Annotated in this window: 31 protein-coding genes; all 31 read right to left on the reverse strand. The window is 49.7% G+C overall.

The window, feature by feature from the left end:
* Positions 1-19: 19 nt before the first annotated feature.
* A complete protein-coding gene (locus tag ACYQ3Q_RS01455) occupies positions 20-949 on the reverse strand; it encodes a type II secretion system F family protein (protein WP_459926900.1) in 930 nt (309 codons plus the stop codon).
* Entirely contained in the window at positions 946-2,298 is a 1,353-nt protein-coding gene (locus ACYQ3Q_RS01460) for an ATPase, T2SS/T4P/T4SS family (protein ID WP_459926901.1), read from the reverse strand. Before ACYQ3Q_RS01460 ends, ACYQ3Q_RS01455 begins: the two co-directional genes overlap by 4 nt.
* Entirely contained in the window at positions 2,291-3,043 is a 753-nt protein-coding gene (locus tag ACYQ3Q_RS01465) for a CpaE/TadZ family protein (protein WP_459926902.1), read from the reverse strand. Before ACYQ3Q_RS01465 ends, ACYQ3Q_RS01460 begins: the two co-directional genes overlap by 8 nt.
* Entirely contained in the window at positions 3,033-3,857 is an 825-nt protein-coding gene (gene cpaB, locus ACYQ3Q_RS01470; RefSeq protein WP_459926903.1) for a Flp pilus assembly protein CpaB, read from the reverse strand. The genes ACYQ3Q_RS01465 and cpaB overlap by 11 nt, the downstream gene beginning before the upstream one ends.
* Positions 3,858-3,878: 21 nt before the next feature.
* Positions 3,879-4,334: a prepilin peptidase gene (locus tag ACYQ3Q_RS01475; protein ID WP_459926904.1), complete on the reverse strand. Its 456-nt coding sequence runs from the start codon at positions 4,332-4,334 to the stop codon at positions 3,879-3,881.
* 22 nt (positions 4,335-4,356) lie between these two features.
* Positions 4,357-4,578: a hypothetical protein gene (locus ACYQ3Q_RS01480; RefSeq protein WP_459926905.1), complete on the reverse strand. Its 222-nt coding sequence runs from the start codon at positions 4,576-4,578 to the stop codon at positions 4,357-4,359.
* A 46-nt stretch (positions 4,579-4,624) separates the two neighbouring features.
* A complete protein-coding gene (locus ACYQ3Q_RS01485; protein ID WP_459926906.1) occupies positions 4,625-6,088 on the reverse strand; it encodes a DNA cytosine methyltransferase in 1,464 nt (487 codons plus the stop codon).
* 8 nt (positions 6,089-6,096) lie between these two features.
* Positions 6,097-6,258 carry a hypothetical protein gene (locus ACYQ3Q_RS01490; RefSeq protein WP_459926907.1) on the reverse strand — a complete coding sequence of 54 codons (162 nt, stop codon included), beginning with the start codon at positions 6,256-6,258 and terminating at the stop codon, positions 6,097-6,099.
* Positions 6,258-6,578: a hypothetical protein gene (locus ACYQ3Q_RS01495; RefSeq protein WP_034106312.1), complete on the reverse strand. Its 321-nt coding sequence runs from the start codon at positions 6,576-6,578 to the stop codon at positions 6,258-6,260. Before ACYQ3Q_RS01495 ends, ACYQ3Q_RS01490 begins: the two co-directional genes overlap by 1 nt.
* A 52-nt stretch (positions 6,579-6,630) precedes the next feature.
* Positions 6,631-6,846: a mercury transporter gene (locus ACYQ3Q_RS01500; protein WP_459927181.1), complete on the reverse strand. Its 216-nt coding sequence runs from the start codon at positions 6,844-6,846 to the stop codon at positions 6,631-6,633.
* A gap of 13 nt (positions 6,847-6,859) precedes the next feature.
* Entirely contained in the window at positions 6,860-7,687 is an 828-nt protein-coding gene (locus ACYQ3Q_RS01505) for a conjugal transfer protein TrbL family protein (RefSeq protein WP_459927182.1), read from the reverse strand.
* Positions 7,688-7,756: 69 nt separating this feature from the next.
* On the reverse strand, positions 7,757-8,056 hold the full coding sequence (locus ACYQ3Q_RS01510; RefSeq protein WP_459926908.1) for a septation protein SpoVG family protein: 300 nt from the start codon (positions 8,054-8,056) through the stop codon (positions 7,757-7,759).
* A 79-nt stretch (positions 8,057-8,135) separates the two neighbouring features.
* On the reverse strand, positions 8,136-8,366 hold the full coding sequence (locus tag ACYQ3Q_RS01515; protein ID WP_459926909.1) for a DUF6133 family protein: 231 nt from the start codon (positions 8,364-8,366) through the stop codon (positions 8,136-8,138).
* Between the two features lie 72 nt (positions 8,367-8,438).
* Positions 8,439-8,798: an Mbov_0395 family pilin-like conjugal transfer protein gene (locus ACYQ3Q_RS01520; protein ID WP_459926910.1), complete on the reverse strand. Its 360-nt coding sequence runs from the start codon at positions 8,796-8,798 to the stop codon at positions 8,439-8,441.
* 15 nt (positions 8,799-8,813) lie between these two features.
* Positions 8,814-10,403 (reverse strand): VirD4-like conjugal transfer protein, CD1115 family, encoded by a 1,590-nt coding sequence (locus tag ACYQ3Q_RS01525; RefSeq protein WP_459926911.1) that lies wholly within the window; start codon positions 10,401-10,403, stop codon positions 8,814-8,816.
* Positions 10,369-10,869 (reverse strand): TRAG family protein, encoded by a 501-nt coding sequence (locus ACYQ3Q_RS01530; protein WP_459926912.1) that lies wholly within the window; start codon positions 10,867-10,869, stop codon positions 10,369-10,371. The genes ACYQ3Q_RS01525 and ACYQ3Q_RS01530 overlap by 35 nt, the downstream gene beginning before the upstream one ends.
* Positions 10,870-10,878: 9 nt before the next feature.
* Entirely contained in the window at positions 10,879-11,235 is a 357-nt protein-coding gene (locus ACYQ3Q_RS01535) for a hypothetical protein (RefSeq protein WP_459926913.1), read from the reverse strand.
* Positions 11,210-11,509: a hypothetical protein gene (locus ACYQ3Q_RS01540; RefSeq protein WP_459926914.1), complete on the reverse strand. Its 300-nt coding sequence runs from the start codon at positions 11,507-11,509 to the stop codon at positions 11,210-11,212. Before ACYQ3Q_RS01540 ends, ACYQ3Q_RS01535 begins: the two co-directional genes overlap by 26 nt.
* A gap of 3 nt (positions 11,510-11,512) precedes the next feature.
* Positions 11,513-12,196: a hypothetical protein gene (locus tag ACYQ3Q_RS01545; RefSeq protein ID WP_459926915.1), complete on the reverse strand. Its 684-nt coding sequence runs from the start codon at positions 12,194-12,196 to the stop codon at positions 11,513-11,515.
* Positions 12,180-12,365, reverse strand: a complete 186-nt coding sequence (locus tag ACYQ3Q_RS01550; RefSeq protein WP_009613747.1) for a hypothetical protein — start codon at positions 12,363-12,365, stop codon at positions 12,180-12,182. Before ACYQ3Q_RS01550 ends, ACYQ3Q_RS01545 begins: the two co-directional genes overlap by 17 nt.
* A 217-nt stretch (positions 12,366-12,582) precedes the next feature.
* A complete protein-coding gene (locus tag ACYQ3Q_RS01555; protein WP_459926916.1) occupies positions 12,583-13,032 on the reverse strand; it encodes a HEPN domain-containing protein in 450 nt (149 codons plus the stop codon).
* Entirely contained in the window at positions 13,025-13,366 is a 342-nt protein-coding gene (locus ACYQ3Q_RS01560) for a nucleotidyltransferase domain-containing protein (protein ID WP_009613742.1), read from the reverse strand. Before ACYQ3Q_RS01560 ends, ACYQ3Q_RS01555 begins: the two co-directional genes overlap by 8 nt.
* A 77-nt stretch (positions 13,367-13,443) precedes the next feature.
* Entirely contained in the window at positions 13,444-13,746 is a 303-nt protein-coding gene (locus ACYQ3Q_RS01565; RefSeq protein ID WP_459926917.1) for a hypothetical protein, read from the reverse strand.
* Positions 13,718-14,425, reverse strand: a complete 708-nt coding sequence (locus tag ACYQ3Q_RS01570; protein WP_459926918.1) for a DUF6710 family protein — start codon at positions 14,423-14,425, stop codon at positions 13,718-13,720. Before ACYQ3Q_RS01570 ends, ACYQ3Q_RS01565 begins: the two co-directional genes overlap by 29 nt.
* Positions 14,419-14,859 (reverse strand): hypothetical protein, encoded by a 441-nt coding sequence (locus ACYQ3Q_RS01575; protein WP_459926919.1) that lies wholly within the window; start codon positions 14,857-14,859, stop codon positions 14,419-14,421. Before ACYQ3Q_RS01575 ends, ACYQ3Q_RS01570 begins: the two co-directional genes overlap by 7 nt.
* Positions 14,860-14,869: 10 nt before the next feature.
* Positions 14,870-16,105, reverse strand: a complete 1,236-nt coding sequence (gene mobP3 / locus ACYQ3Q_RS01580) for a MobP3 family relaxase (protein WP_459926920.1) — start codon at positions 16,103-16,105, stop codon at positions 14,870-14,872.
* The gene (locus tag ACYQ3Q_RS01585; RefSeq protein ID WP_459926921.1) at positions 16,086-16,583 is read right to left on the reverse strand and encodes a ribbon-helix-helix protein, CopG family; all 498 of its coding nucleotides are present in this window, start codon (positions 16,581-16,583) and stop codon (positions 16,086-16,088) included. Before ACYQ3Q_RS01585 ends, mobP3 begins: the two co-directional genes overlap by 20 nt.
* Positions 16,584-16,614: 31 nt before the next feature.
* Positions 16,615-17,400 (reverse strand): JAB domain-containing protein, encoded by a 786-nt coding sequence (locus ACYQ3Q_RS01590; protein ID WP_459926922.1) that lies wholly within the window; start codon positions 17,398-17,400, stop codon positions 16,615-16,617.
* A gap of 2 nt (positions 17,401-17,402) precedes the next feature.
* Positions 17,403-17,678 (reverse strand): hypothetical protein, encoded by a 276-nt coding sequence (locus ACYQ3Q_RS01595; protein WP_459926923.1) that lies wholly within the window; start codon positions 17,676-17,678, stop codon positions 17,403-17,405.
* Positions 17,679-17,696: 18 nt separating this feature from the next.
* A complete protein-coding gene (locus ACYQ3Q_RS01600; RefSeq protein ID WP_459926924.1) occupies positions 17,697-18,662 on the reverse strand; it encodes a phosphoadenosine phosphosulfate reductase domain-containing protein in 966 nt (321 codons plus the stop codon).
* Positions 18,663-18,870: 208 nt separating this feature from the next.
* Positions 18,871-19,932 carry a DUF3991 domain-containing protein gene (locus tag ACYQ3Q_RS01605; RefSeq protein ID WP_459926925.1) on the reverse strand — a complete coding sequence of 354 codons (1,062 nt, stop codon included), beginning with the start codon at positions 19,930-19,932 and terminating at the stop codon, positions 18,871-18,873.
* Positions 19,933-19,934: the final 2 nt, after the last annotated feature.

A 19,934-nucleotide genomic window follows, 5' to 3' on the forward strand; every position in this document is an offset into this window, starting at 1 on the left:
ACCTCATTTCAGAATTCTATTATCGCTTATACTCAACCGGCTTTGTCAATCGGATCACCGCGGCCAGGGACACGAAGATCACCGCGCCGCAGACCGCCAGGATCGCCTTGCCGAAGGACGTGTCCACCAGCACGGAATACCAGTCCTTGTTCAAGAAATAAATCAGCGGTATGTTGCCGACCAGCAGCAGCACCATCGTGATAAACTCCTTTAAGGGCTCATACATCATATAATCCAGCTCCCCCGATACCACCCGCACGTCTGACAGCTTGGAAATTATAGGGGTCAATGTGGTTTTCAAGGTTTTATCCTCCTGGCAGGCGGTCATGGCGTCCAGCCACTCATGGAACACATCGTTGTTCAGCCGGGACTTCATGGCTTGAAGGGCCTGCTTCACATTGACGCTGATCAATTTGGTGTCGGCGAGAAAGCCCTGGAAAACATCCGCGACCGGCGGGTTCAAATAGCTGAGGTTTTCCTCCACCGCCGTGATGACGCTCTCATTTCGGATATAGGAGGTCGTAATAATCGACAGCGCCGTTTCAAGCTCGGCGTTCATCTGCTTTTTATAGGAGTGAGACGTGAACAGGATGTACCAGAAAGGCAGCAGCGCCATCCCCGCCGCCGCCACGGGCACCATAAAGAAATTTTCCATCAGCAGGGAAACCAGTACGCCAACCACAAGCAGGAAAAAGGAAAGGACGCACAACGCTCCAAATTTTGTGCTTTTGCCTGTGAGCGCCAGCACTTCTTTGGTTTCCTGGATGGTCTTACGAATGCCCCGTGCCTGCCTGGGGAATTTTGCTTCCTCAATCTGCTTTCCGATGGGTTTTTTCCGGCTTTGCAGCGGCTTGATGATGCTTTCGGCAAACTCAAAGGGGGAAAGCCTTAGAAGCAGGAAACTACCGGCGATCAGGCCGATGAACGCCACCATAATGAGAAAGGTCATGCAGCATCGTCTCCTTTCGTGATTTTGTTCAGAAGGCTCACCGGCATCCCGTTTTCCAGCAGCCTTTTCTGCAAGCTCTCGGACAGGGTGTTCACCCTCTGGAATTCCCCGCGGACGCTTACCTTGCCGCCCACCACCGCATTTTCCTCAACATGAAAACGGAAAAGCGTATGAATCTTTCTTTCTCCGTCCGGCAAAATCTCACATTCGGTTATTTCCATGCACTTCCTTGAGCTGTCCTCCAGCTTTTTTACAAACAGGACAATGGGGAACGCCTCGGTGACAAGGTTATACAGTGTCCGATCGCCCAGGTCGTATTTTTGCGTGCAAAGCGTCACCATGCGGTAGTAGGTGGCATTGCAGCTATTGGCGTGGGTAGTGGTAATGACGGCGTGACCGGTCCGGGCCGCCTCCTGCGCGGCAAACGCTTCGGCTGATTTCATTTCGCCCACGCACACCACGTCAGGGTTGCAGGTCAGGGCATACTCCAGCAGTTTTTCCTGGTCGATATTCTGCCTTTTGTCCTCGGAATACCGGGTGACGGTATGCACCACGTTATTGACCACATGGCCGTTTTCGTCCTCTTTAACAAGGTCGAATTCACGGCAGCCGTTTTCAATCGTAAACACACGCTTATCATTGGGAATGGTGGACAAAAGCCAGCTCATCAGCGTGGTTTTTCCGCTGCCCGTGGAGCCAGTGACGCACATGGAAAGTCCGTACCGCAGGCAGACGCTTAAAAAGTCCAGCATTTCGACGGTCGAGGTCCCATTGCGGATAAAGTCCTCCCGCGCCAGTTTCTGCGGGTTGACAATCCGGATGGAAGCCGCAACCCCCTTGCCTTGGTCGGTCAGCGGGTTACCCAGGACGGTGATGCGGATTTTGTTGCTCAAATGCCCCACGACGGCAGGCTGCGAATGGTCCAGAATCATGCCGGATTTATGCAGCAGGCGCCGCACCACATCAACGGCATGTTCAGGACTGTTGAATTTTTCATCGGAGGGAACCACCCTGCCGTCGGCATAGGTGATTTTTACGTCCTTCCAGGAATTGATGTTAATTTCCTCAATATTTGTGGCAAAAAGGTAGGGAGTCAAAAACGAAAACTCTGCCATTTCACTGTAGAGCCTTTCCATAAGCTCATCCGGCGTCAAGCCCTCCACACCCAGGCAGTAATCGGTCAGATACTTGGAGATGTAGGCGATGATCTGCTGTTTTTGCTCCGCCGGATTGCCCGCAATCACAGTGGCATACTTGCTGGAGATGTATTCCTGCACCTCCTGTAGAATCTCGGAAAACAGCTTTTGGTGCTTTGCCGTGTTGAAGAAAAGACCGATGTTCTTAGCCATTTCCAAACACCCCCTCTGCAATTTCCCGGATAACGAGCTCATACTCTTTTGCCTCTTTGCCGGGAAGACCGTCCAGCAGGGAAAGAGAATAAAACTGTTCCTCGATGGCATCCACATGGGGCAGTTTGTAGGAAACGCCACCGTAGGCGTTTTCGTACCCGCCCGAATCCTGCCGGCACTTTACATTGGACAGCACCCTGATGTGCTTCTCCGGTTTGAACCGGCGGTCAGCAATGAGGGGCAGGCTGGACATGAAGTAGGACACGCCTTTTAAATCACAGCTTCCCAACCGCAGTACCGCGTCGGCCACCTCCAGGGCTGCCGTGGACAGGATGCTGTCGGTGAGGCTGCTTGCGCAGTCTACCACCACACAGTCGGCAATGTGGCGCAGCAGCACCAGCAGGTCCACCGCGCGTTCCTTCGCATAGTCCGCGTAGGTAAAGACATTTTCTCCCGCCTTGTAGCCGAGAAAGCTGATATATGGATTTTTGGCGGGGCATACACAGTTTTTCAAGATAAGCTCCTGCGTTACGCTGGGTGCGGCCAGCACTTCGCCGATGGAGCCCTCCACCGGCTTTTTGGTTTTCAGCACCGTGGGCAGGGCGGGGCACACCCCGTCACAGAAAACCACCGCCACATTTTTTCTGTTCATGGATAGCTCCCTTGCGATTTTCACAGCCGTTACAGTTTTGCCGCTGGACGGGCTGCCCCAGACCGCCAGAATCTGCTTTCCCTTATTTGGCATTGCTGTTATCCTCCTGGGCTGCGTTTTCTGCTTTTTCCGGCTGCGGGCTGCTTTCAATGATGGCGGCAGCCGCGATTTTACCCGTTTCAAAGTACCGGTCCTGCGCCGTTAAAAATTTATCCGCATTGGCCTTTGCCCCGCGATAGACAAGGGTTACATGGAGGTTGCCGTTTTGCTCAAGTCCGGCCAGCACCTTTGTCTGGGCGGAATTTACCAGCAGGGTCAGGGTGGCGGGGAGTTTCTTTTCCTCGTCGCCGCTCTTTTCCTCAACCGCCTTGTATTCCCTGTCCACCCCCGTGCCCAACGTGACCGCCAGCACCTCGACATATTTTAGCTCCGGTGGCGTCACGATAATCCCCGTATTGCCGGAACTCGCGGAAATCAGAGATATGATGTCGCCCGGTTCCAGCTTGCCGGACAGTCCCGCCGCAAAGGATTTGATGGTGATGGACATAGCCTGTTTTGCACCGTCAAGTCCGGTCAGGTATTCAAATTCGGCAAGGGGCGTCCCGGATAATTTGGTGGAAAGGATGTAATCCCCCTTTTGCAAGTCAGTGGAGGCATATTTGCCGATGGCCTCATTTTTGTTTTTCACCAGGTTGCTCGGCAGGTTGTATGCGCCAACCTGTACCGTTTCCAGCTTGTTGGCGGTGAGCACCTCGCCCTTTTTAACGGTATCCGTAATCCGCACGATTTCCGTTTGGGCGCGTACTGCGCTGCCCCAAAGCGGTGTCAGACCAAAACAAATGATCAGGGAAAGGATGATGCAGCCCAGGCCGATCACGGTCCTGTTTTTGAAAATGCTTAATTTCATAATCGCTAGTCCTCCTGTTTTTTAGATTGAGGCGCTAATGAGAAGCGCACAGTAAACAAAGATACCCCCTGCACAGAAAAACGGTGCAAGGGGCAGTGTAACGGTATTCAGCTTTTTTGTTCCCCGGTAAAGGCAGATGCTGATACCGACGGCAAGGGAAAGGGTCAGGGCTGCAATGCTTTGAAGGATACCACCCCAAACACCCAAAACAAAGCCGCAGGCGGCCATCAGCTTGATGTCGCCGCCGCCTATGGAAAAGTCTTCTCCTTTATAGGAAAGAACTGCCGCAAGCAGATACGGCAGCCCTGTTACCACAAGCCCGGAAAAAGCGTCCAGCGGATTCATTTGTGGAATACCTGTTAGAAAGATGAGCAGCGGTATCCAATCAGGGATCTCACGCCTGCGGATATCCCAAACCGCCGCTGTAAGGAGCAAAGCCGAAAACAGCGCGCCTTTCCATATCAGTCCGTCCATCATGGCTCCGTATATACACCCCCTGTCACTTTAAAATATACTTGTTCGCAAGCTTGCCGCCGTCATCGGTAAATTGGGGCACGATTTCAATCAGCCCGTTTTGCCGCTGAAGGTGCTTATTGCGGCTGACAGCGGTTCTTGAAATGCCGACGGCGGCCCCTGTTTTTTTAGATGACCTGGCAAGCCCCCACTTGCGGCCTACGGTATCCGTAAGATAGCAGTAAAGGAGCTTTGCCGTGCTCGTCATAGGAAGCCTGCCGTACAGCATGTATTTAGCCGTCTAAACCATTTTTTTACCCTCCCATCTTATTTTGTGCTTCCAAAATCCTCATGCCGATGGTGTATACCACCGTTACGGTGACGGAGTTTCCAGCCTGCTTATAAAGCTGGCTGTCTGAATTGACCGCCTTGGCCCTGTCAAACATCCCGTCCGAAAAGCCCTGCAAGCGCCAGCATTCCCTTGGCGTCAGGCGTCGTATCCGTCCGCAGACTAGGACAATCCCCTGACTGCAACTTGTATCCAGGGTTTGCGCCAATCCTTTGCCGTCCCGTCCGCGCCGTGTTTTGCTGCCGGGGAAGGCAAGGCTGATACTGTCGCCGTAGCCCTCTGTTTGATCCTCCCGTATTTTTAATTTCGGGCAGCAGTCGGCCGCCTTGCAGTCCATGAGCAAAACTCCGTGCCTGTCCTGTGCCGTAAGGGTAAAGCTTGGCTGACCGCACGCCTTGTTGCTGGGACTGTTCTGCCGATTTTCCGCACGGTCCGGCGTTAAAACCGCCCTTGCGCACAAATGCAGAACGCCGGAGTTATCCGAGCCTCTGCTGGTAACTCCGGCGTTATAATGGGCCTTGATGCACCGGGCAATGTTGGTCAGCTTCGGGTTTTTATTCAGGTCGATAAAAGAGAAGGGGCAGCCGTTTTTATCCTCCGGCTGCATGCAGGCTTCACAGCCCTCCAGCACAGCGTTTTGCGTCTGGTTCCGGTCCAGTCCCCGGTAGTCTCCGGCAGTGATGGTATGGGCAAACTCCAGCCTTTCTTTGATGCCGTTAATGCGGTTTACGCCCACACACATGCAGTAAAGGCCCGTTTTGGTGCCACCACCGCCGCCCTGTGCGGTGAGGGTGGCGCTGATGCCTTCGGGACAGTAAACCCTCCGTCCCTGCATCCCGCCTATGATTTGGATAAGAGCTTTTCCATTGCCGCTTGGGAGAGGAAATATCCTTCCGGTACATCCGTCTCCAGTATGTCGATGAGCGACAATGTAGACCCGTTCTCTGTTTTGGGGGACTCCGAAATCCCGTGAATTAACAAGTCCGTACTGCAAATCATAGCCGAGTGAGGCCATTTCAAAGAGAACGGTCGCAAAGTCCCATCCTCCATGAACGGAAAACAGGTTTTTAACATTTTCAAGGATAACCCATTGGGGGCGATCTTCGGCAGCTTTGCCTTCGATGAGCCTAACAATCTCAAAAAAGAGGCTGCTTCGTTCTCCGGCAAGCCCCCGCTGGCTGCCAGCGATGCTGATATCCTGGCAAGGGAAGCCGGCAGTCCAGAGATGGGCGCAGGGCACATCTCCCGGTTGGATTTTGGTGATGTCGCTTGCAAACCATTCATCCTCCTTCACATCAAATATAGCCCGATAGCTTTTATCCGCATATTTGTTGATTTCACAATGTCCGATGCATTTCATGCCGCAGGCTTCAAGTCCCGCGCGAAAGCCCCCGATACCTGAGAAATAGTCTATGAAGGTCGTCTGCATGGGCGGCCTCACATTTCCTGTCCGATACCCTCATTAAGCTCCATATTCAGCTCGTTTTCTTCCTCAATATTTTTTTGCTTTTCTATTTTCATCAGCTCTTTGAAAATATCGTTAACACTACAGGGGGGTACCTCGATAGACGGGTAATATACGGGTATCATTGCGTACATCAGCCCAACCTCCATTCATCGCCGTACCGGTACGGATAAATCTTCTGGCTTTTCGCAAACCGGGTCATATTCTGCACCTGATCCACCACCGATAGATTGGTCTGGTCCTTGGTGGTCATCATCACCGAGCCGACAATTCCGACCAGCACGCCGATGACGGTGAAGGTGACGCTTTGCGAAAGCAGCCATACAAAAGCAGAAACAACTCCCGCACCCAGCGAACCAATCACCGATTGCAGGAGCTGCTTTTTTCCGAAGCCGGGGAAAAGCTCGGCTTCAGCCTTTACCCCCATGGGGATATACAGCTTTTCATCCTCCATAAAAACCTCCTTTTCCAATAATCATCATTATGCCGTTACGTTGCATAATGCGTCATGGGGTATAGTAATACAGCACCAGGTCCTTAATCTGCCAAATACACTCTACCAGCACATAGAAAATGACGGTGTTTTTCGCCCGCTTCTTATACTGCGTCTGTTCTTCCTCTGCACCTGAGAGCCTGATCATGCAGTAAATAAACCTTGCGACGGCGCCCAGGCGAACAAGGATGATAATCGCCTCGGAAATGTCGTCCATCGTAACCAATATCCATCCACCGCCTTTACTTCGCTAATTTTTGCGCCATGCCGATCAGCCTTACGGAATGGTACACATTGTTGATAACCCCACCACCACCGCCGCCCGTCGTGATGAGGAAGTCCTGCAAGAAGCGCGGTGTCCGTATAGCAAGCATCATGCAGGCCAGGCCCCAAAAGACGTGCATGTTGAGCATTAGCCCCACACCGAGCTTGGAGAGGACAATCTGCACCACCACGGCCAGCATGGACTGGAAAAACTTGTTGAGATACGCCTTGAAAACGCCTTTGTCGTTGTCCAGGAGTCCCACGCAGGCAAGGGGAACGCCCACCCGCAGGATAAAGATTTCAAGGCCCCGCATGAGAAACTGGAAGTACAGCATGAAATAGCAGATGATAAAAATCAGCCCGAAGATGGCTGTCACAAGCCCCATCGAGGAAATACCATTCACCCATGCCTGCCAGCCATAATCCGTTGTCACCCCGATGGCGGTCAGCAGTTGGTTGGTCATATCCTCCACAATGTCTGCCATCCACTGATACAGAGTGGGAAAGCAGACGGCCACCGCCAGCGCCTTAAAAAAGTTGGTCAGCAAAGAAAGGGGTTCTTCGTCCGCGTCTCCGTCGCTCCAAAGTATATAGGTTTCAAAGCCTTTTTTAAGAAACTTCAATACGATGAGAGACACGCCGAAGCCGAACAGGATGTTAAAAAGCGTAGCCGCGATATTGGAGCCGGACACGGTGGTCATGTACTGCTCCGCATACAGGGTCATGGGCACAATCCCGGTCAAAAGGTCGTTGATATAGGCAATGGCTCCGTTTAACAGCGCGACGATAAGCAATACCAGGAGCACTTCCAAATTGGTTTCACCTCCCTTTCGGGGGAGTACCACACAGCGCGGTACTCCCTCCAGGATTTTGCTTTACGAAGCGTCGCTGTCCGACCTGTCCCCGTCCTGTTTGCCTTTGGCAAGCGCCTCCTGGTAGGCGTCCAGCACTTCTTTTTCGATTTGCTCCCGCACCTCGGATCGGATGGGGAAGCAGATGTCGGAATATTTTCCGTCGGCATTTTGACGGCTCGGCATGGACACAAACAGGCCGTTTTTGCCGTCGATCACCCGCACGTTTTTCACGACAAAGCAATCCTCGATCACAAGGTTGGATACGGCTTTCAACTTGCCGCTGTCCTGAAAAATGCTCCTGATTTCAGCTTTAATCTTCATTTTCAAAATCCTCCGTAAAATAAAATAAGCAGGAGCAACGTGCCCCTGCGATCAGATACAATAATTCTACTGCTGGTAATCATCCATGATAGTTAAACATATCCTTGATGCGGTCCGTGATGGTGGGGAGCACCGTAGCATTTAAAATGAGATACAGGCCGCCAAGGATAAGGGCTCCCAATACAATCGAAATTAAAACTTGGATAGCCGTGTCAAGGGCTCCCTGGCCGCTCTGGTTGGAAAGGGCGGTCTTCGCCCTGTCAAGAGCCACCGCCGTTTTTACCTGTACCTTATAAATAAGGTTTTGCATAGAAAAATCCTCCTTCAATATGTTTGATAAAAGCAGTGTACAAAACACTGCTTTTTCAGATTTCTGCCTGGACTACTTATAGTAACCGATAATCAGGTTCAGGGTGGCCGAGCCGAGTACGGCACCTATGCAGGAAACAATGGCTACCACAATACGGTTGTTCCATTTTTTCGTGTCCATCTCGTCGGCGGCGCTACGGCGGATGAAGAAATAAATGATAAGCAGGCCTGCCACCACCGGAGCTAGCACCATCAGCCAGGTGGTGACATCGCCGATCAGCTTTTCCGTCCCCGTGACAATCTTGCTGCCCTGAACGCCGTCAGCGGCGTAAGCCGGCACCGCCATCATTGCCTTTGCCGCTAAGACGGCAGCGGAGAGCCGGACTTTCTTTAAATGCCTTGCGGCTCTTTGGGTTGCGTTTTTCGGTTTCATAAAGTCCTCCTTTCCTCAATCCATATCCGCTTCACTGGCCACTGATTGTCCTTTACCCTCCACGGCCTTTTGCTGGAGCTTGCGCATGATGTCCTTCTGGTAGTAGACCCAGATATTCCACAGGGCGATTTCCTTGCCCACGTCGGTGATGACCGGGCGTTTCTGCTCCCGTTCCACCCGCAGCTTCCGGTTATGCTCCTTGTCCCCCAGGCCCAGCATCTTGTTGAAATACCACTCCGACAGGTCGGGGGAAAACATGATAGCGGGATGGGTCCGGGACGTGACGATCTGGTAGGGACGGGAAACCCGCCGCACTTCGTCCACATTCAAAAGCTTGCGCTCAATCAGGCTGATGCTTTGGGAGCTTGACGGAGTGGTATACTTCGCGTGATTGGCCGATAGCTGATAGCTGGAAACGGTGTAGGTCCCCAGCTTTTCGCTGATCTCCCGCAGAGTGTCCATGTCATCAGCCTGTAGATAAGCCCAGGTCTGGCAGTTGGCCTTGATGGTATCCGAGATGTTCTCATCGTACTTTTCTTTCAGTTGGGAGAAGGACTGGATAAACAGGTTGAACCGCATCCCGCGCCCGCCGCCGACTGTGAGTTTGTTCGTAAAATCACTTATGGTGGTGAAATTTCCGAATTCGTCCAGCATGAAGTTGACCCGCTGCTTGAGCCGTCCACCTCTTGTATCTGCCAGATTCGCCAAAAGCTCATACTGCTGCGACACGATGAGGGAGGCAACTGGATAAAAGGTGGTCTTTTCGTCCGGCAATATGATGAACAATGCCTGCTTTTCCTGCCCGATGTCCTGCAATTCAAAGTCGCTGGCATGAGTGACGGAATAGATGGATCTTGAAGTGAACAATCTGAGGGTTGTCAAGGCGGAGGTGTAGAAGCTGCCCCTTGTCCTTGACGGTGCCACATCGGAAATGGAAAGCAGCGCCTTGGCGGGATGGGAGGGCGGCAGTTTTTTGACGTACTCTAAGAGGGGCATTTTGTTCCCGATCATCTTTACCATTTCAGCGATAAACCAGTAGACATTGGTGAGGTTCTGGTAATCGGGCCGGCGTTTGTTGTCGCACACCACGCAAAGGATAGCAGCGGCAATAATGGAACATTCGCCGTTTGTCCAGATTTTTTCGCCCTCCGGCTTGCCGACAAAGTTGTTGGTCAGATCCCAGGCCAGCATTTCCGCTCTGTCAGTGTCGTCACGGTTGACAGCATTGATAATAGGCTGCAACAGGTTGTAGCGCATACTTTTGGACGGGGTTTTGAAATCCAGCACCAGCACCCGGTAGCCGAGTTTTTTGAGAAACTCCGCGGTGTAGTCGTACAACTCCGCTTTCGGGTCACTGACCACGATGGATTCCCCGGCCAATCCCAGTGTGCAGATGGACTGCACCACCAAGTTGCGGGTCTTGCCGCTGCGGGTGGCGCCGATACACAGCAGATGGCTGTCCTCGCCCACATAATAGATGTGCTCGTTATCGCCCTCCTTTTTCATGCCAAGCACAACGCCGCCCTCGCGTAAAGCAAAGGCGGCGTCTTCATCGGTATCCGGTTTTGGTTTAGGGATTGTCTTGGGATGAAATATCGTCCTCAACCTCCTTTTCCTTCTCCTTTTTGTTTTTTAGGAAGTCTATATTATCATAGCCGCCTTTGATAAGCGTCTTGATAACCTTGTTGTGGGGATTCAAGGCAAAGCTTGCAAAGGCTTTGTCCTTTTCCCCGTCTTTGAGCCATCGCGCCGAGCCGTGCTGGTACTGCCCCACCGCAACGGGCGTTTTGATATCCGGGGTAATTTCCGTCAAATCCGACTGATAGGGCCGCAGGTTAGTGAGAAAGTACATCACCGCCAGAATCAGTATGAAGCCCTGCAAGCAAAGATAAAGAAGAAAATGCTGTTTGCTTGAAAAAAGACTGGCAAGGCATTCACCGATGGGCAGCAGCTTCAATACCGTCATCTGCCTTGACAGCAGCCCATGGATGGCTGTTGAGAAAAAGAGATTGACAAAACCGCCGGTCAAAAATATCAGGGAGCAGATCATCAGTTTTGGTCTTGTTTTCATAGCTCCACCTCACAGTTCCAGTTCAAATTCGATCTCGTTGAAGGTTTCAAAACCCGTATCGTATTCCGCGTCATCAAGCTGCTTCAGGGCTTCCTGCCTTGCAATAAACTCCGGGTCGGTGACCAGTCCCTGCCGGACCAGCTCGTCTCCCACAAGGGAGGTAGAAAGCTCATTGGTAAAGCACAGGTTTTCGCCCTCCGGCTCACCTCTGGCGGCAACTGCTTCGGGCAGTATTTTTTCGGCATCCGTCTTTGACATCATAATGCCCTTGTTTTTATCGCCCACAATCTCATAGATGCCAAAAGCGATTTCACCACAGGTGATGATATTGCCCCATAGGTTAGCGTTGGGCCTGCTGTCCGGCATGGATTCCGCCTCCCTCCGCATACGGCATAAAGGCGACAATGCTCAGATAATCCTCGCCCAGCCGCAAAATCAAATCTTCCTGATGCTTTAACACCGTATCCACCGTACTTTCGGGGCAGTATTTCAACAGATCCTCCACATACTGCCCCACCTCAAGACCGATGGGCTTTTTCATATACTGCTCGTCTGTCATGGCCTCCAGCCGCTTGTTCAAATCGTTCTTATAGGCCAAAAACCGCGCTATGGCAATGGTCTGGTTTCTTTTGCTGCCCATGCTTCACCCTCCAATCTCCGCATCCATGTCCTGCCGGAATTCGCCTTCAAAGTCGAAGTCATAGTCCCTGCCTTTCAGTTCGGGCACAATGTCCTCGATTTTGTCAATCATCTGCCCGACGAAAATCATGTCGTCATTGGCAAGATTGTTGTCCAGCAGCGTCAGCTTTACTAGGTTAGAGTGAAGCACCATCAGTTCAGTTTCGGAAAACAGAGCCTTTTCGTCCACCAAACCGCTTCGGATGGCAAAATCCTGTGTGGCGGCCTCCTTGTTGTAGAAAAACTGCCGCTGCACCGCCTGGTCGTTTTCGGGGGCTAGGCGGTAGGTGGAAAACACATAGTCAAACAGATGGTGGAATTTACAGGCCAGCACCGCGCCGTTGTACTCGGCCAGCTTGTAGGAGCCGTTGGGGAGTTTTTCATTGGCGTCGGTGTAGGGGCGCTCGGAGCAAATGCCGGCTCTGACCGCAGTGGTCCTCGCGGTGTCGTTGATGAGGTTCAAAACCTTGTCTTTGACCGCTACAAAGGGATTTTTCTCAAGGGTGTCGGCTTTGGTGTAAAAGGCAATAAGCTGCTTTTTATAGTAGATGTCGGCAAGGTAGTCGGAGGAATCGGAACGCTTCACCTCAAAGCCCCGTCTTGAAAGCTGTTCAAAAAACTGCTTGTAAAAATCAATCTTGCTGCGCATGGTCACACCTCCAATTCGTTTTCGGATTCCTGTTCAAGCTCCGATTCTTGAGCTGCATGTCAACAACAAGCTTTTCAAGCCTTTGGGTCATATTTTTCAAGTCCGTATAACCCAGCTTCTGCACCCTCCTGACAAACGCTCTAAAAAGCGGTTCGCTCAGTTCTTTCATGGCAAGTATCACTCCTTTCGCAATTGCTCTCACGGTTTTTCAGGTTTTTAGAAAAATAAAATACCCCGGCTTTTACGCCAGGGCATATTCTGTGGTGGTGAAGGCCAGGATCGGGGTATCGTCGTTAAGATAAAAGATGATCACCGGTTCATAATGGTGAGCCAAGGAACTTTGTTGACGTACTGACCATCCACTTTTGTCTCAATTGTCTAAAAATTTATCGTTCCATTTCTTCTTCATTTGCCTGATCCGCCGTTAGCTCTCTTTGCTCTGTTTTCTGCATGATGAAAGGTTGCATGGTATTGTAAAAAGCTACCGCGTTATCAATCTGGCTTTTTGCTTCTTCCTGGCTGATTTGTATAAAATCATCATAGTCGCTTTTCTCTCTGAGCCTGCTGGCATCCCCAATCATGCTGGAGTAGGTGGAGTCAAAAACACCGGTTTTAATATAGTTCTTTCGAAAATTTGCAATAACTGCAGAGTGTTTCTTAAAATCCATACCGTCGAGAATCAATAAGGCGCGAATGGTGTGGAACATGGAGTAATAAGCCCTGTTTATACAGGCTAAAAAATGACCGGCACTAAAATCATGTTTTGCTGTTTCTAAATCCTCTTTAGCCTTTTGCAGCCTATACCGTGATAATTCTTCTTTACTATAATCAGGCATTAACTACAACTCCCTCGTTTTGCACGTTTGCATAGAAAGGCAATACATTTTTCCAGTTTTGGAAATGATTATAGTCCTTTACTATGACGGATAGGACAACATCATAGTTTAGTTCTAAATCATTACAGTATTTCCACAGCTCCTGTTCAAAAAGTTTAGTTGTATGATCATCGCCATTGACAAGGACCATGACATCAATGTCCGACCATTCTTCATAATCGCCACGCGCATAGGAACCGTATAGTATAACTTTAACAAGTTTATCGCTAGCAATTTCTTTCGCTTTATTTGCCAATAGGGCAACTATTTTATTGATAGTTGTTGGCGTGTGCATTTTTGAGCCCCCCATTTCTATCAAATCAGCTACTTTCCAAAGCCTGTTTTAAATCCACAATCAATTCCGGAAATTACTCACAGCAATGCTATCTTCTTCAGCATAGAGCAACACTTCTTCACCGTGAATTTTTTTAAGAAGCTTTCACTCAAAGCACCGGTTGTCAGCAGATCAACCTGGACCTCTCCGGATGAGATAGTCTTGTCGCCACAAGTAGAAGATATTCTTACAGTCATTATACATTGCCATGTTTTTACAGTAAAGATCACATTCAGATACTCGTGATAGTTATTCCTGCGATCTGTCTGGAAATCATCTCCTTTTTTGTTCTGTCTTTTTGGCGGATTGGCTTCATCCCAGCTCGGCAGTATCTTCTTCATTTTCGAGCCTGTATTTTATCTTGGAAATCTCATAAATAACCCCCACCCGGAAGTCATATAATTCTCCGAGCCTATTCCCGTTGTGCTGGTTGTACCAGCAGTCCCCATCCGTGTAAACATGGTCTAACATTGGAATTATATCAACTGTTTTTGCTTCAATAAATCCTTTTTTATGCCCAATGCCTGCTGATATAGAGTGAGTGCCATTGTATGCAAAGCATAGATCTACACCCGTATAATAATACGCTAAATGGTTTCCTTTAATATATTCAAATGAGTTCTTAGCTATAATTTTTATGATATTTCTCATTCTATCCCTATGCCAGGCTAAAACCAAAACGCAGTCATTCGCTAAATCAACCTTTTTCATTTTCTCTTCATCTGGTTTAGCCCAGATTTTGTTTCCTGCTTCATCTTCATAATATATGGGAAATGGATGACTGATTTTCTTATCGAAGTTCTCTTTGTTATAGAGAATTGTCGTCAGTAAATCATTTTTCAAGTCTTCCTTAATGATTCCCAACATATATTCCAAGATGATAATCTGATCCTGTTTGCTCTGCTCATATTGTAAGGTTTGCCGTACAAAGTCCATGGCATAATTGAATTCCCAGCCAGATTGTTCCGGTTTCTGCACATCTTCTTTACCAAGAATCTTTCCCCAAAAGCTTCTTAACATCTATCGTTCTCCTCTATCTGTAAAAAGGTTTCCAGAATTTTCACGGTATTATTATAAACTCTTTTCTGGAAAAAAGGTACATAATGCATGAGGGAAAGCAATTCATTACATACTCTCAAATACTTGTCTTCCTCAAATGCTTTTTTAATGTCTACAAAAAAATGCAGATATCGAAAATGCGCTATATTATCTTTTTCATAGTTTGTTGCCGGTTTTCGTTTTAATAAAGTTTTATAAAAATCATGTAGTGCTTCCTTTGCCCGCAGATTCGTTTCTTCATCTACGTCATTATCCCATATGTCATAGGGCTTTAATATCGCTTGAAGTTCCCTATCCATGTCCTCATCTCCCATAATAAAATAATCGAAAAAGAGTGGTTCTTTGTCCAAGTGCCTTAGAGTTCCAGTTTTTCTATAGATTTTATCTTGATTCATTGAAGCTTTATTACCGTTCCATGCCCCTGTCCTTATGCTGCAAGTACCATTCCTTTTTTGCCGCTTTTGAAAGCTCGGTGCTCATGGCTTTCTGCTTGTCGCCATATTCCATATCAAGGCTTACGATGTTCTGTTCCAGCATCATCAGGATTTCACAGATCATCTGCTCGGTACAGTAGTGCTTCCTCGCCTCAGTATACTCCATATGGGACAATTCCCGTTCCTTGTTCAGCATGGCTTTGATTACGCCCAGCAGTTTGTTGGCAACCAGCTTTTCCACTTCCTTGACTGCCTTTTGCCGGTGTTTTTCCGTATTCTCCGGGTCGGTGTCGTAGAGCATTGCCAGAGCGCATTTGCTACCCGCGTATTCGTCAATCATCTTGCGGATATACTCGTTGCCGTTTTTCAATTCCTCGACAAAGGCGTCGACCTCCGCTTTGACTTCTTCGGGCAGCAGCTTGTAATACAGGCGGCCTTTCTTCGGCATTTTATCTTTCAGGTCGAACAATCTGACAATCAGCGGGGTTAAATCGGTGTCTCCCAGGATACCGTCCAGGGGAGCCGCGCCCAGTTCGTCCGCGTCAATCCGTCCCACCAGCTCCTTTAACCGTTTGTATTCCTTCGGATGGGCCGCCTTGACGTACTCATCAAATTCGGATACCAATTCATCGGTGACGGCCTTGATGTCGCCTTTGGCTTTGTCCTTCGCCCTGCAATACTGCTCGATCTTATCCGCAAAGGTTTCTTTGATGAGCTGTATGCGGATGCTGTCGGGGATTTTGGGGTGGACGTAGTTTTTCATCACCCTCTGGTTTTTGTCCCAAAAGACAACGTGGCTATGGGGATGGCTTCGCTCGTTGTGATGGGCGCATACCCAGGACAGGTTTTTTACGCTGATGCCGTTTTTTTGTGACAAGGTTTGGATATGCCGCTCGATGTACTGCTCCCATGCCTTGTGGTCGTTTAGCCCCAACTCCGCGGCGGTTTCGGGAGCAAAGGAAATGATGCTGCGAAAGATGTTGACCTTCTTGTAGGAAAGCTCTCGGACTTCTCTGGCGACTTCCTGCCAGGTTTCAAACTCCACCAGCTCGCCGGGGGAAAGCTTGCCGAACAGCCCGTGCCGCATTTCCTCGTTTTTGGAGGCGCCGGGGCGGGTGGCGATATAGCCGATATGGGCGTAGTTGCATTTGGGGGTCTTCCGGTAATTGGGGTTTCTGAACCGCTGCTTATACATCAAAATCGACATAGGCCGGGGTCCCTCCCTTGAGCTCGCTGACCGCCTTTTTCATTTCCTCGTCATCCAGAAAGGCTTTGAGCGCGTCGCCGCTTTTCAGGTTGGCATAGGCCAGGGCGCGTTTTCGGGCAAGACGTTCGATTTTTTCAAAGGAGGAATAGCGGTCGGTGTCGATGAGGTCGGCAATCAGGGCGATATTAGCGTAGTAGCCTGCCGCCGATATAATGGTCATGCGGTTGATCATCCCGGCCAGGCGATTGCCCAGCGCCTTGATGGACACGTCGATTTCCTGGTGGATAATAGCGGTGATGAAGTCGATGTTTTCCTCGTAGCTTTCAATCGCCAGGCCCTTTTCTATATACTTGCGGATTTGCTCGTTGCGGGAAATATGCTCCCGGTCCGCCTTTTTATCAATTTCATCGCACATATTTTTTGTAAGATAGATGGACGTGGTGATTTTTTCGACCTGTTGTTTGCTGGCTTTTGCCATAGGACACGCTCCTTTCCTTATTGTTAGTCAATCAAAGCTCCCATTCGTCCTCATCTTCCTGGTCGTCCGGTTCTATTAGATTAAACTCATCCAGGTCTGATTCATCAAAATCCGAAATGTCTGCATGAAAATCTGCTTTATCCTCCCCGAGCCCCTTATTGTTATCCAGAGGAATAACATCGTAGCTTACATCCCTGGAGGGCTGCGGCATACCCTCCTTCTCGGCCATGGAGTGATATTGGCTATTAGCGACAATAATATGGTCCAATACGCTGATCTGGAGCGGCGCAAAAATGGATATCAGTCTTTCGGTGATATCCCTGTCTTGAATTGACGGAATCCGACTTCCCCCAGGATGATTGTGTGCCAGGAGGATGGACGTGCAATCGCAGTCAAGGGCTGCTTTCAAGATCATTCTCGGATAAACGGCTGCTTCTCCAATGCTTCCCTCGGAGAAGATCCTAGTCTCGATGATGTTGTTGCCGGTATCCAGAAAAGCAGCCATAAACTTCTCCCTATCCTTAATGCCGCCCAATAAGGATGCAAAGTATTCTCCCGCCACCTTAGAGGAATCAAGTACCAGCTTGTTTTCATTCTCCTGTAGCTTGAGAAGCCGATAAATAGAGATAAATTCGTTCAGGACATGGATTTTTTCAAGCTGCTGTTTATTAGGGTCAATGGTCTTGGGATGCTCCAGCACGTTAAAGAGATTGTTTTCGGCGGCGTATTTTTTCAGCTTGCTTTCGGCAATTCCCGTAAGGCGAGTGATACTTTTTATGAAGCTGGAGGCGTGAGCCTCATCATAGTTTTTCTTCACTGTTATGCACCCCATTCCGGCTTTTCAAGCTTTTGTAAATCGGGTACTGCTTCTTCGCCCATTCCAAACAGCACCATTCTGACAGCCTTCAGTTTTTCAAAAACATCTTCTGAAAAATCGAAGGTCCCAAGGTTTCTGAAAAATCCATTGGCTCCGTAATCTAGGAGGCATCTGTTGATTTGTTCCGTAATATCCGAATCAACGTCAAAGAGCCTCCCTAAAAGTTGGGAAGCCCTTTCATAGTCTTTCTGCTTGATTGCAGGTTCTTGTTCCATCATCGTGAAAACTCCTTTGGTTTATTCGATTTTTACGCCATAGGCAAACAACACCGGCCTCATCCCCAGCCCGCCTGTTTCCACAGGCTTCATACAATACTTCCACAGCTTCGGGTGCGTCACTTTCAGCCGTTGAAATCGGTTCGGCTCTTTCTCAAGATGGCAGCCAAAACCGCAGAAGATGCAGCCGGTACGCTTGCACAGGGTTGTTTCCAGCTTTGGAGGGTCAAATAAAGAATGCTGCCCGATTGCCGGTACGACTTCGCCGTAGCATCTAGCAATGGGCAGTTTTTCTATGACGATATACTGTAAAACATCCTGCTCCGTCCAGATGGAGATGGGGCGGGACTGGGGCCGCTTGAGCTGAAAGGCGTTGCAGCCGTCTTTCAGATAATTCTGTTCCCGGCGTTTGCTCTCAGCCGCCATAATACCAAGAATGGGAAACACGCCGTTTTTCTTTTCAAACGATTTCAGCGGCGATTTCTTCATTACTCCGCAGCAGTCCGCGCTGATTTTAATTCCGCTGTCAATGAGATAATGCCACTTTTGCGGGAGCTTAAAACTGGTTGGCCGTCCGCTGACGCAGATCCCGTTAATCACTTTATTGCGGATCGCCTCATTGTCCGGCGAACGCTGCAGCCGGTGGATATAGTCGGCATACTCCTTGGAGATAATGGGATAGCCATATTTCTGCAAAACTTCCTTAAAAGGGACTTTAGCTTTCAACCATTCCACGTTGGGCATCTGCTTTACATGCTCCCGCACTTCGGGATACTCCAGACCCGTATCGCAAAACGCTGCTGTCATGGACGGATACAAGCGGCGGCAAATATCCAGGAGAACAGTGGAATCCTTGCCGCCGGAATAGCTTACATAGGTTCCGTAAATGCCATAGTAATCCACCCACTCCCGGATTCTTTGCTCTGTTAATATTATCTTTGCTTCAAGCGGGAGACTCTGGCGCTGTACCAACTGCCAGCGTTCCATGAACACCGCCTTTCGCTTTAACAAAAAACTAACAATCTATATAGGGTTTTAACAACGTTGCCGACACTGTCGGCAAGCCGTTTTAACGATTTGTTCAACAAATCTATTCCTGCCTTAACTGAAAAAAACGAGGGTCTTGCGACCTTCGTTTTTTTCGTTTCGGGCTTCCCCGAATGGGGAAGAGGTGTACCAATGAAAAGAAAATTAGTCAGGGTTCCAGTTCGTCCTCCGATTCTTCCTCCGGCTCGTCCCGTGCCTCGCTTTCAAATTCGGCTTCCAGAATGGAAAACCGCATGGCGTCCAGTTCCTTCGGACTTTTGCCTTTACGGGTCTCCGTCAGGTCCTGGTTGAAATCTTTGAGGTGGGGCCGGTGGATGGCGCAGGCATAGCCCTGTTCGCCGTATTTTTCGCAGTATTTTTCTGCCGCCACCTGTCCGTAATTGGGAGCCCGTTTTCCGTCCTTGTCCCTGGCGTTATAGTCGTTGTCCAGGGCAAAGACAATTTTTTTGATTTCAGGGTGGTCCTTCATGTATCTCTCCAGGGCGCCGTCCCAGGTACAGCCGAGGGATATGCGGTGATCCTGCTTCCAGTCCATACCGTGCATTTTGGCAAGGGTGGCATGGCTCATCAGGTCGATAGGGCTTTCGGAAACGATGACGGTATCGCTTTCGCCCTCCACATAGAAGGGGTAGCTCTTGTCGGAATTCTCTTTATCCTGCTTAAAATTACTTTCCGTGCGGGCCGCCCGCATGGAGCAGTATTTCGGGTTTTTGTCCCTGTCATAGCCTACAAATACGCAGTTGCCGTATTTCGCTTCCTGGTAGATTTTTCGCTCGTTCATCAGCAGAGAGACAACCTCCGGTGCAATTCCCCGGATACTCACCAGATACCAATAAGCCCGTTTGAAGTTGGCGGCCTTGTCGGGTAGGACAAGGGGACCTTTTTCTGCTTTTACGTAGGGGATACGCTCCCGGACATACGGCTCGTAGCTTTCACCAATTAGCTGTGCCACCGCTTCGGTAAAGGTTTTGCCGTCATACTTCATCACAAAATCAATGGCACCGCCCTTTGAATTAGAGGTCCAGTGGTAAAAGCGGTTGCTGTCCTTGAAGATGTAGAGACCGCCGGAATTTTGGGCATGGAAGGCTTTGCGCCCTCCCTTTTCCAGCTTAAAGCCGTACTGCTGGGCAAGCTCCACCAGGCTGACCCGGTTGGCCTGTTCGATCTGTTCCTCTGTGAAGCGAAGGGGTTTTGTTGCCGTTTGTGCCATAG

This window comes from Desulfosporosinus burensis (genome assembly GCF_054657535.1).

Excerpts from the sequence above, each read along its gene's own strand:
- ACYQ3Q_RS01455 (WP_459926900.1), bottom strand. The coding sequence starts at position 949 with ATGACCTTTCTCATTATGGTGGCGTTCATCGGCCTGATCGCCGGTAGT.
- ACYQ3Q_RS01460 (WP_459926901.1), bottom strand. The coding sequence starts at position 2,298 with ATGGCTAAGAACATCGGTCTTTTCTTCAACACGGCAAAGCACCAAAAG.
- ACYQ3Q_RS01465 (WP_459926902.1), bottom strand. The coding sequence starts at position 3,043 with ATGCCAAATAAGGGAAAGCAGATTCTGGCGGTCTGGGGCAGCCCGTCC.
- cpaB (WP_459926903.1), bottom strand. The coding sequence starts at position 3,857 with ATGAAATTAAGCATTTTCAAAAACAGGACCGTGATCGGCCTGGGCTGC.
- ACYQ3Q_RS01475 (WP_459926904.1), bottom strand. The coding sequence starts at position 4,334 with ATGATGGACGGACTGATATGGAAAGGCGCGCTGTTTTCGGCTTTGCTC.
- ACYQ3Q_RS01480 (WP_459926905.1), bottom strand. The coding sequence starts at position 4,578 with ATGACGAGCACGGCAAAGCTCCTTTACTGCTATCTTACGGATACCGTA.
- ACYQ3Q_RS01485 (WP_459926906.1), bottom strand. The coding sequence starts at position 6,088 with ATGCAGACGACCTTCATAGACTATTTCTCAGGTATCGGGGGCTTTCGC.
- ACYQ3Q_RS01490 (WP_459926907.1), bottom strand. The coding sequence starts at position 6,258 with ATGTACGCAATGATACCCGTATATTACCCGTCTATCGAGGTACCCCCC.
- ACYQ3Q_RS01495 (WP_034106312.1), bottom strand. The coding sequence starts at position 6,578 with ATGGAGGATGAAAAGCTGTATATCCCCATGGGGGTAAAGGCTGAAGCC.
- ACYQ3Q_RS01510 (WP_459926908.1), bottom strand. The coding sequence starts at position 8,056 with ATGAAGATTAAAGCTGAAATCAGGAGCATTTTTCAGGACAGCGGCAAG.
- ACYQ3Q_RS01515 (WP_459926909.1), bottom strand. The coding sequence starts at position 8,366 with ATGCAAAACCTTATTTATAAGGTACAGGTAAAAACGGCGGTGGCTCTT.
- ACYQ3Q_RS01520 (WP_459926910.1), bottom strand. The coding sequence starts at position 8,798 with ATGAAACCGAAAAACGCAACCCAAAGAGCCGCAAGGCATTTAAAGAAA.
- ACYQ3Q_RS01530 (WP_459926912.1), bottom strand. The coding sequence starts at position 10,869 with ATGAAAACAAGACCAAAACTGATGATCTGCTCCCTGATATTTTTGACC.
- ACYQ3Q_RS01535 (WP_459926913.1), bottom strand. The coding sequence starts at position 11,235 with ATGCCGGACAGCAGGCCCAACGCTAACCTATGGGGCAATATCATCACC.
- ACYQ3Q_RS01540 (WP_459926914.1), bottom strand. The coding sequence starts at position 11,509 with ATGGGCAGCAAAAGAAACCAGACCATTGCCATAGCGCGGTTTTTGGCC.
- ACYQ3Q_RS01545 (WP_459926915.1), bottom strand. The coding sequence starts at position 12,196 with ATGCGCAGCAAGATTGATTTTTACAAGCAGTTTTTTGAACAGCTTTCA.
- ACYQ3Q_RS01550 (WP_009613747.1), bottom strand. The coding sequence starts at position 12,365 with ATGAAAGAACTGAGCGAACCGCTTTTTAGAGCGTTTGTCAGGAGGGTG.
- ACYQ3Q_RS01555 (WP_459926916.1), bottom strand. The coding sequence starts at position 13,032 with ATGCCTGATTATAGTAAAGAAGAATTATCACGGTATAGGCTGCAAAAG.
- ACYQ3Q_RS01560 (WP_009613742.1), bottom strand. The coding sequence starts at position 13,366 with ATGCACACGCCAACAACTATCAATAAAATAGTTGCCCTATTGGCAAAT.
- ACYQ3Q_RS01565 (WP_459926917.1), bottom strand. The coding sequence starts at position 13,746 with ATGAAGAAGATACTGCCGAGCTGGGATGAAGCCAATCCGCCAAAAAGA.
- ACYQ3Q_RS01570 (WP_459926918.1), bottom strand. The coding sequence starts at position 14,425 with ATGTTAAGAAGCTTTTGGGGAAAGATTCTTGGTAAAGAAGATGTGCAG.
- ACYQ3Q_RS01575 (WP_459926919.1), bottom strand. The coding sequence starts at position 14,859 with ATGAATCAAGATAAAATCTATAGAAAAACTGGAACTCTAAGGCACTTG.
- mobP3 (WP_459926920.1), bottom strand. The coding sequence starts at position 16,105 with ATGTCGATTTTGATGTATAAGCAGCGGTTCAGAAACCCCAATTACCGG.
- ACYQ3Q_RS01585 (WP_459926921.1), bottom strand. The coding sequence starts at position 16,583 with ATGGCAAAAGCCAGCAAACAACAGGTCGAAAAAATCACCACGTCCATC.
- ACYQ3Q_RS01595 (WP_459926923.1), bottom strand. The coding sequence starts at position 17,678 with ATGATGGAACAAGAACCTGCAATCAAGCAGAAAGACTATGAAAGGGCT.
- ACYQ3Q_RS01600 (WP_459926924.1), bottom strand. The coding sequence starts at position 18,662 with ATGGAACGCTGGCAGTTGGTACAGCGCCAGAGTCTCCCGCTTGAAGCA.
- ACYQ3Q_RS01605 (WP_459926925.1), bottom strand. The coding sequence starts at position 19,932 with ATGGCACAAACGGCAACAAAACCCCTTCGCTTCACAGAGGAACAGATC.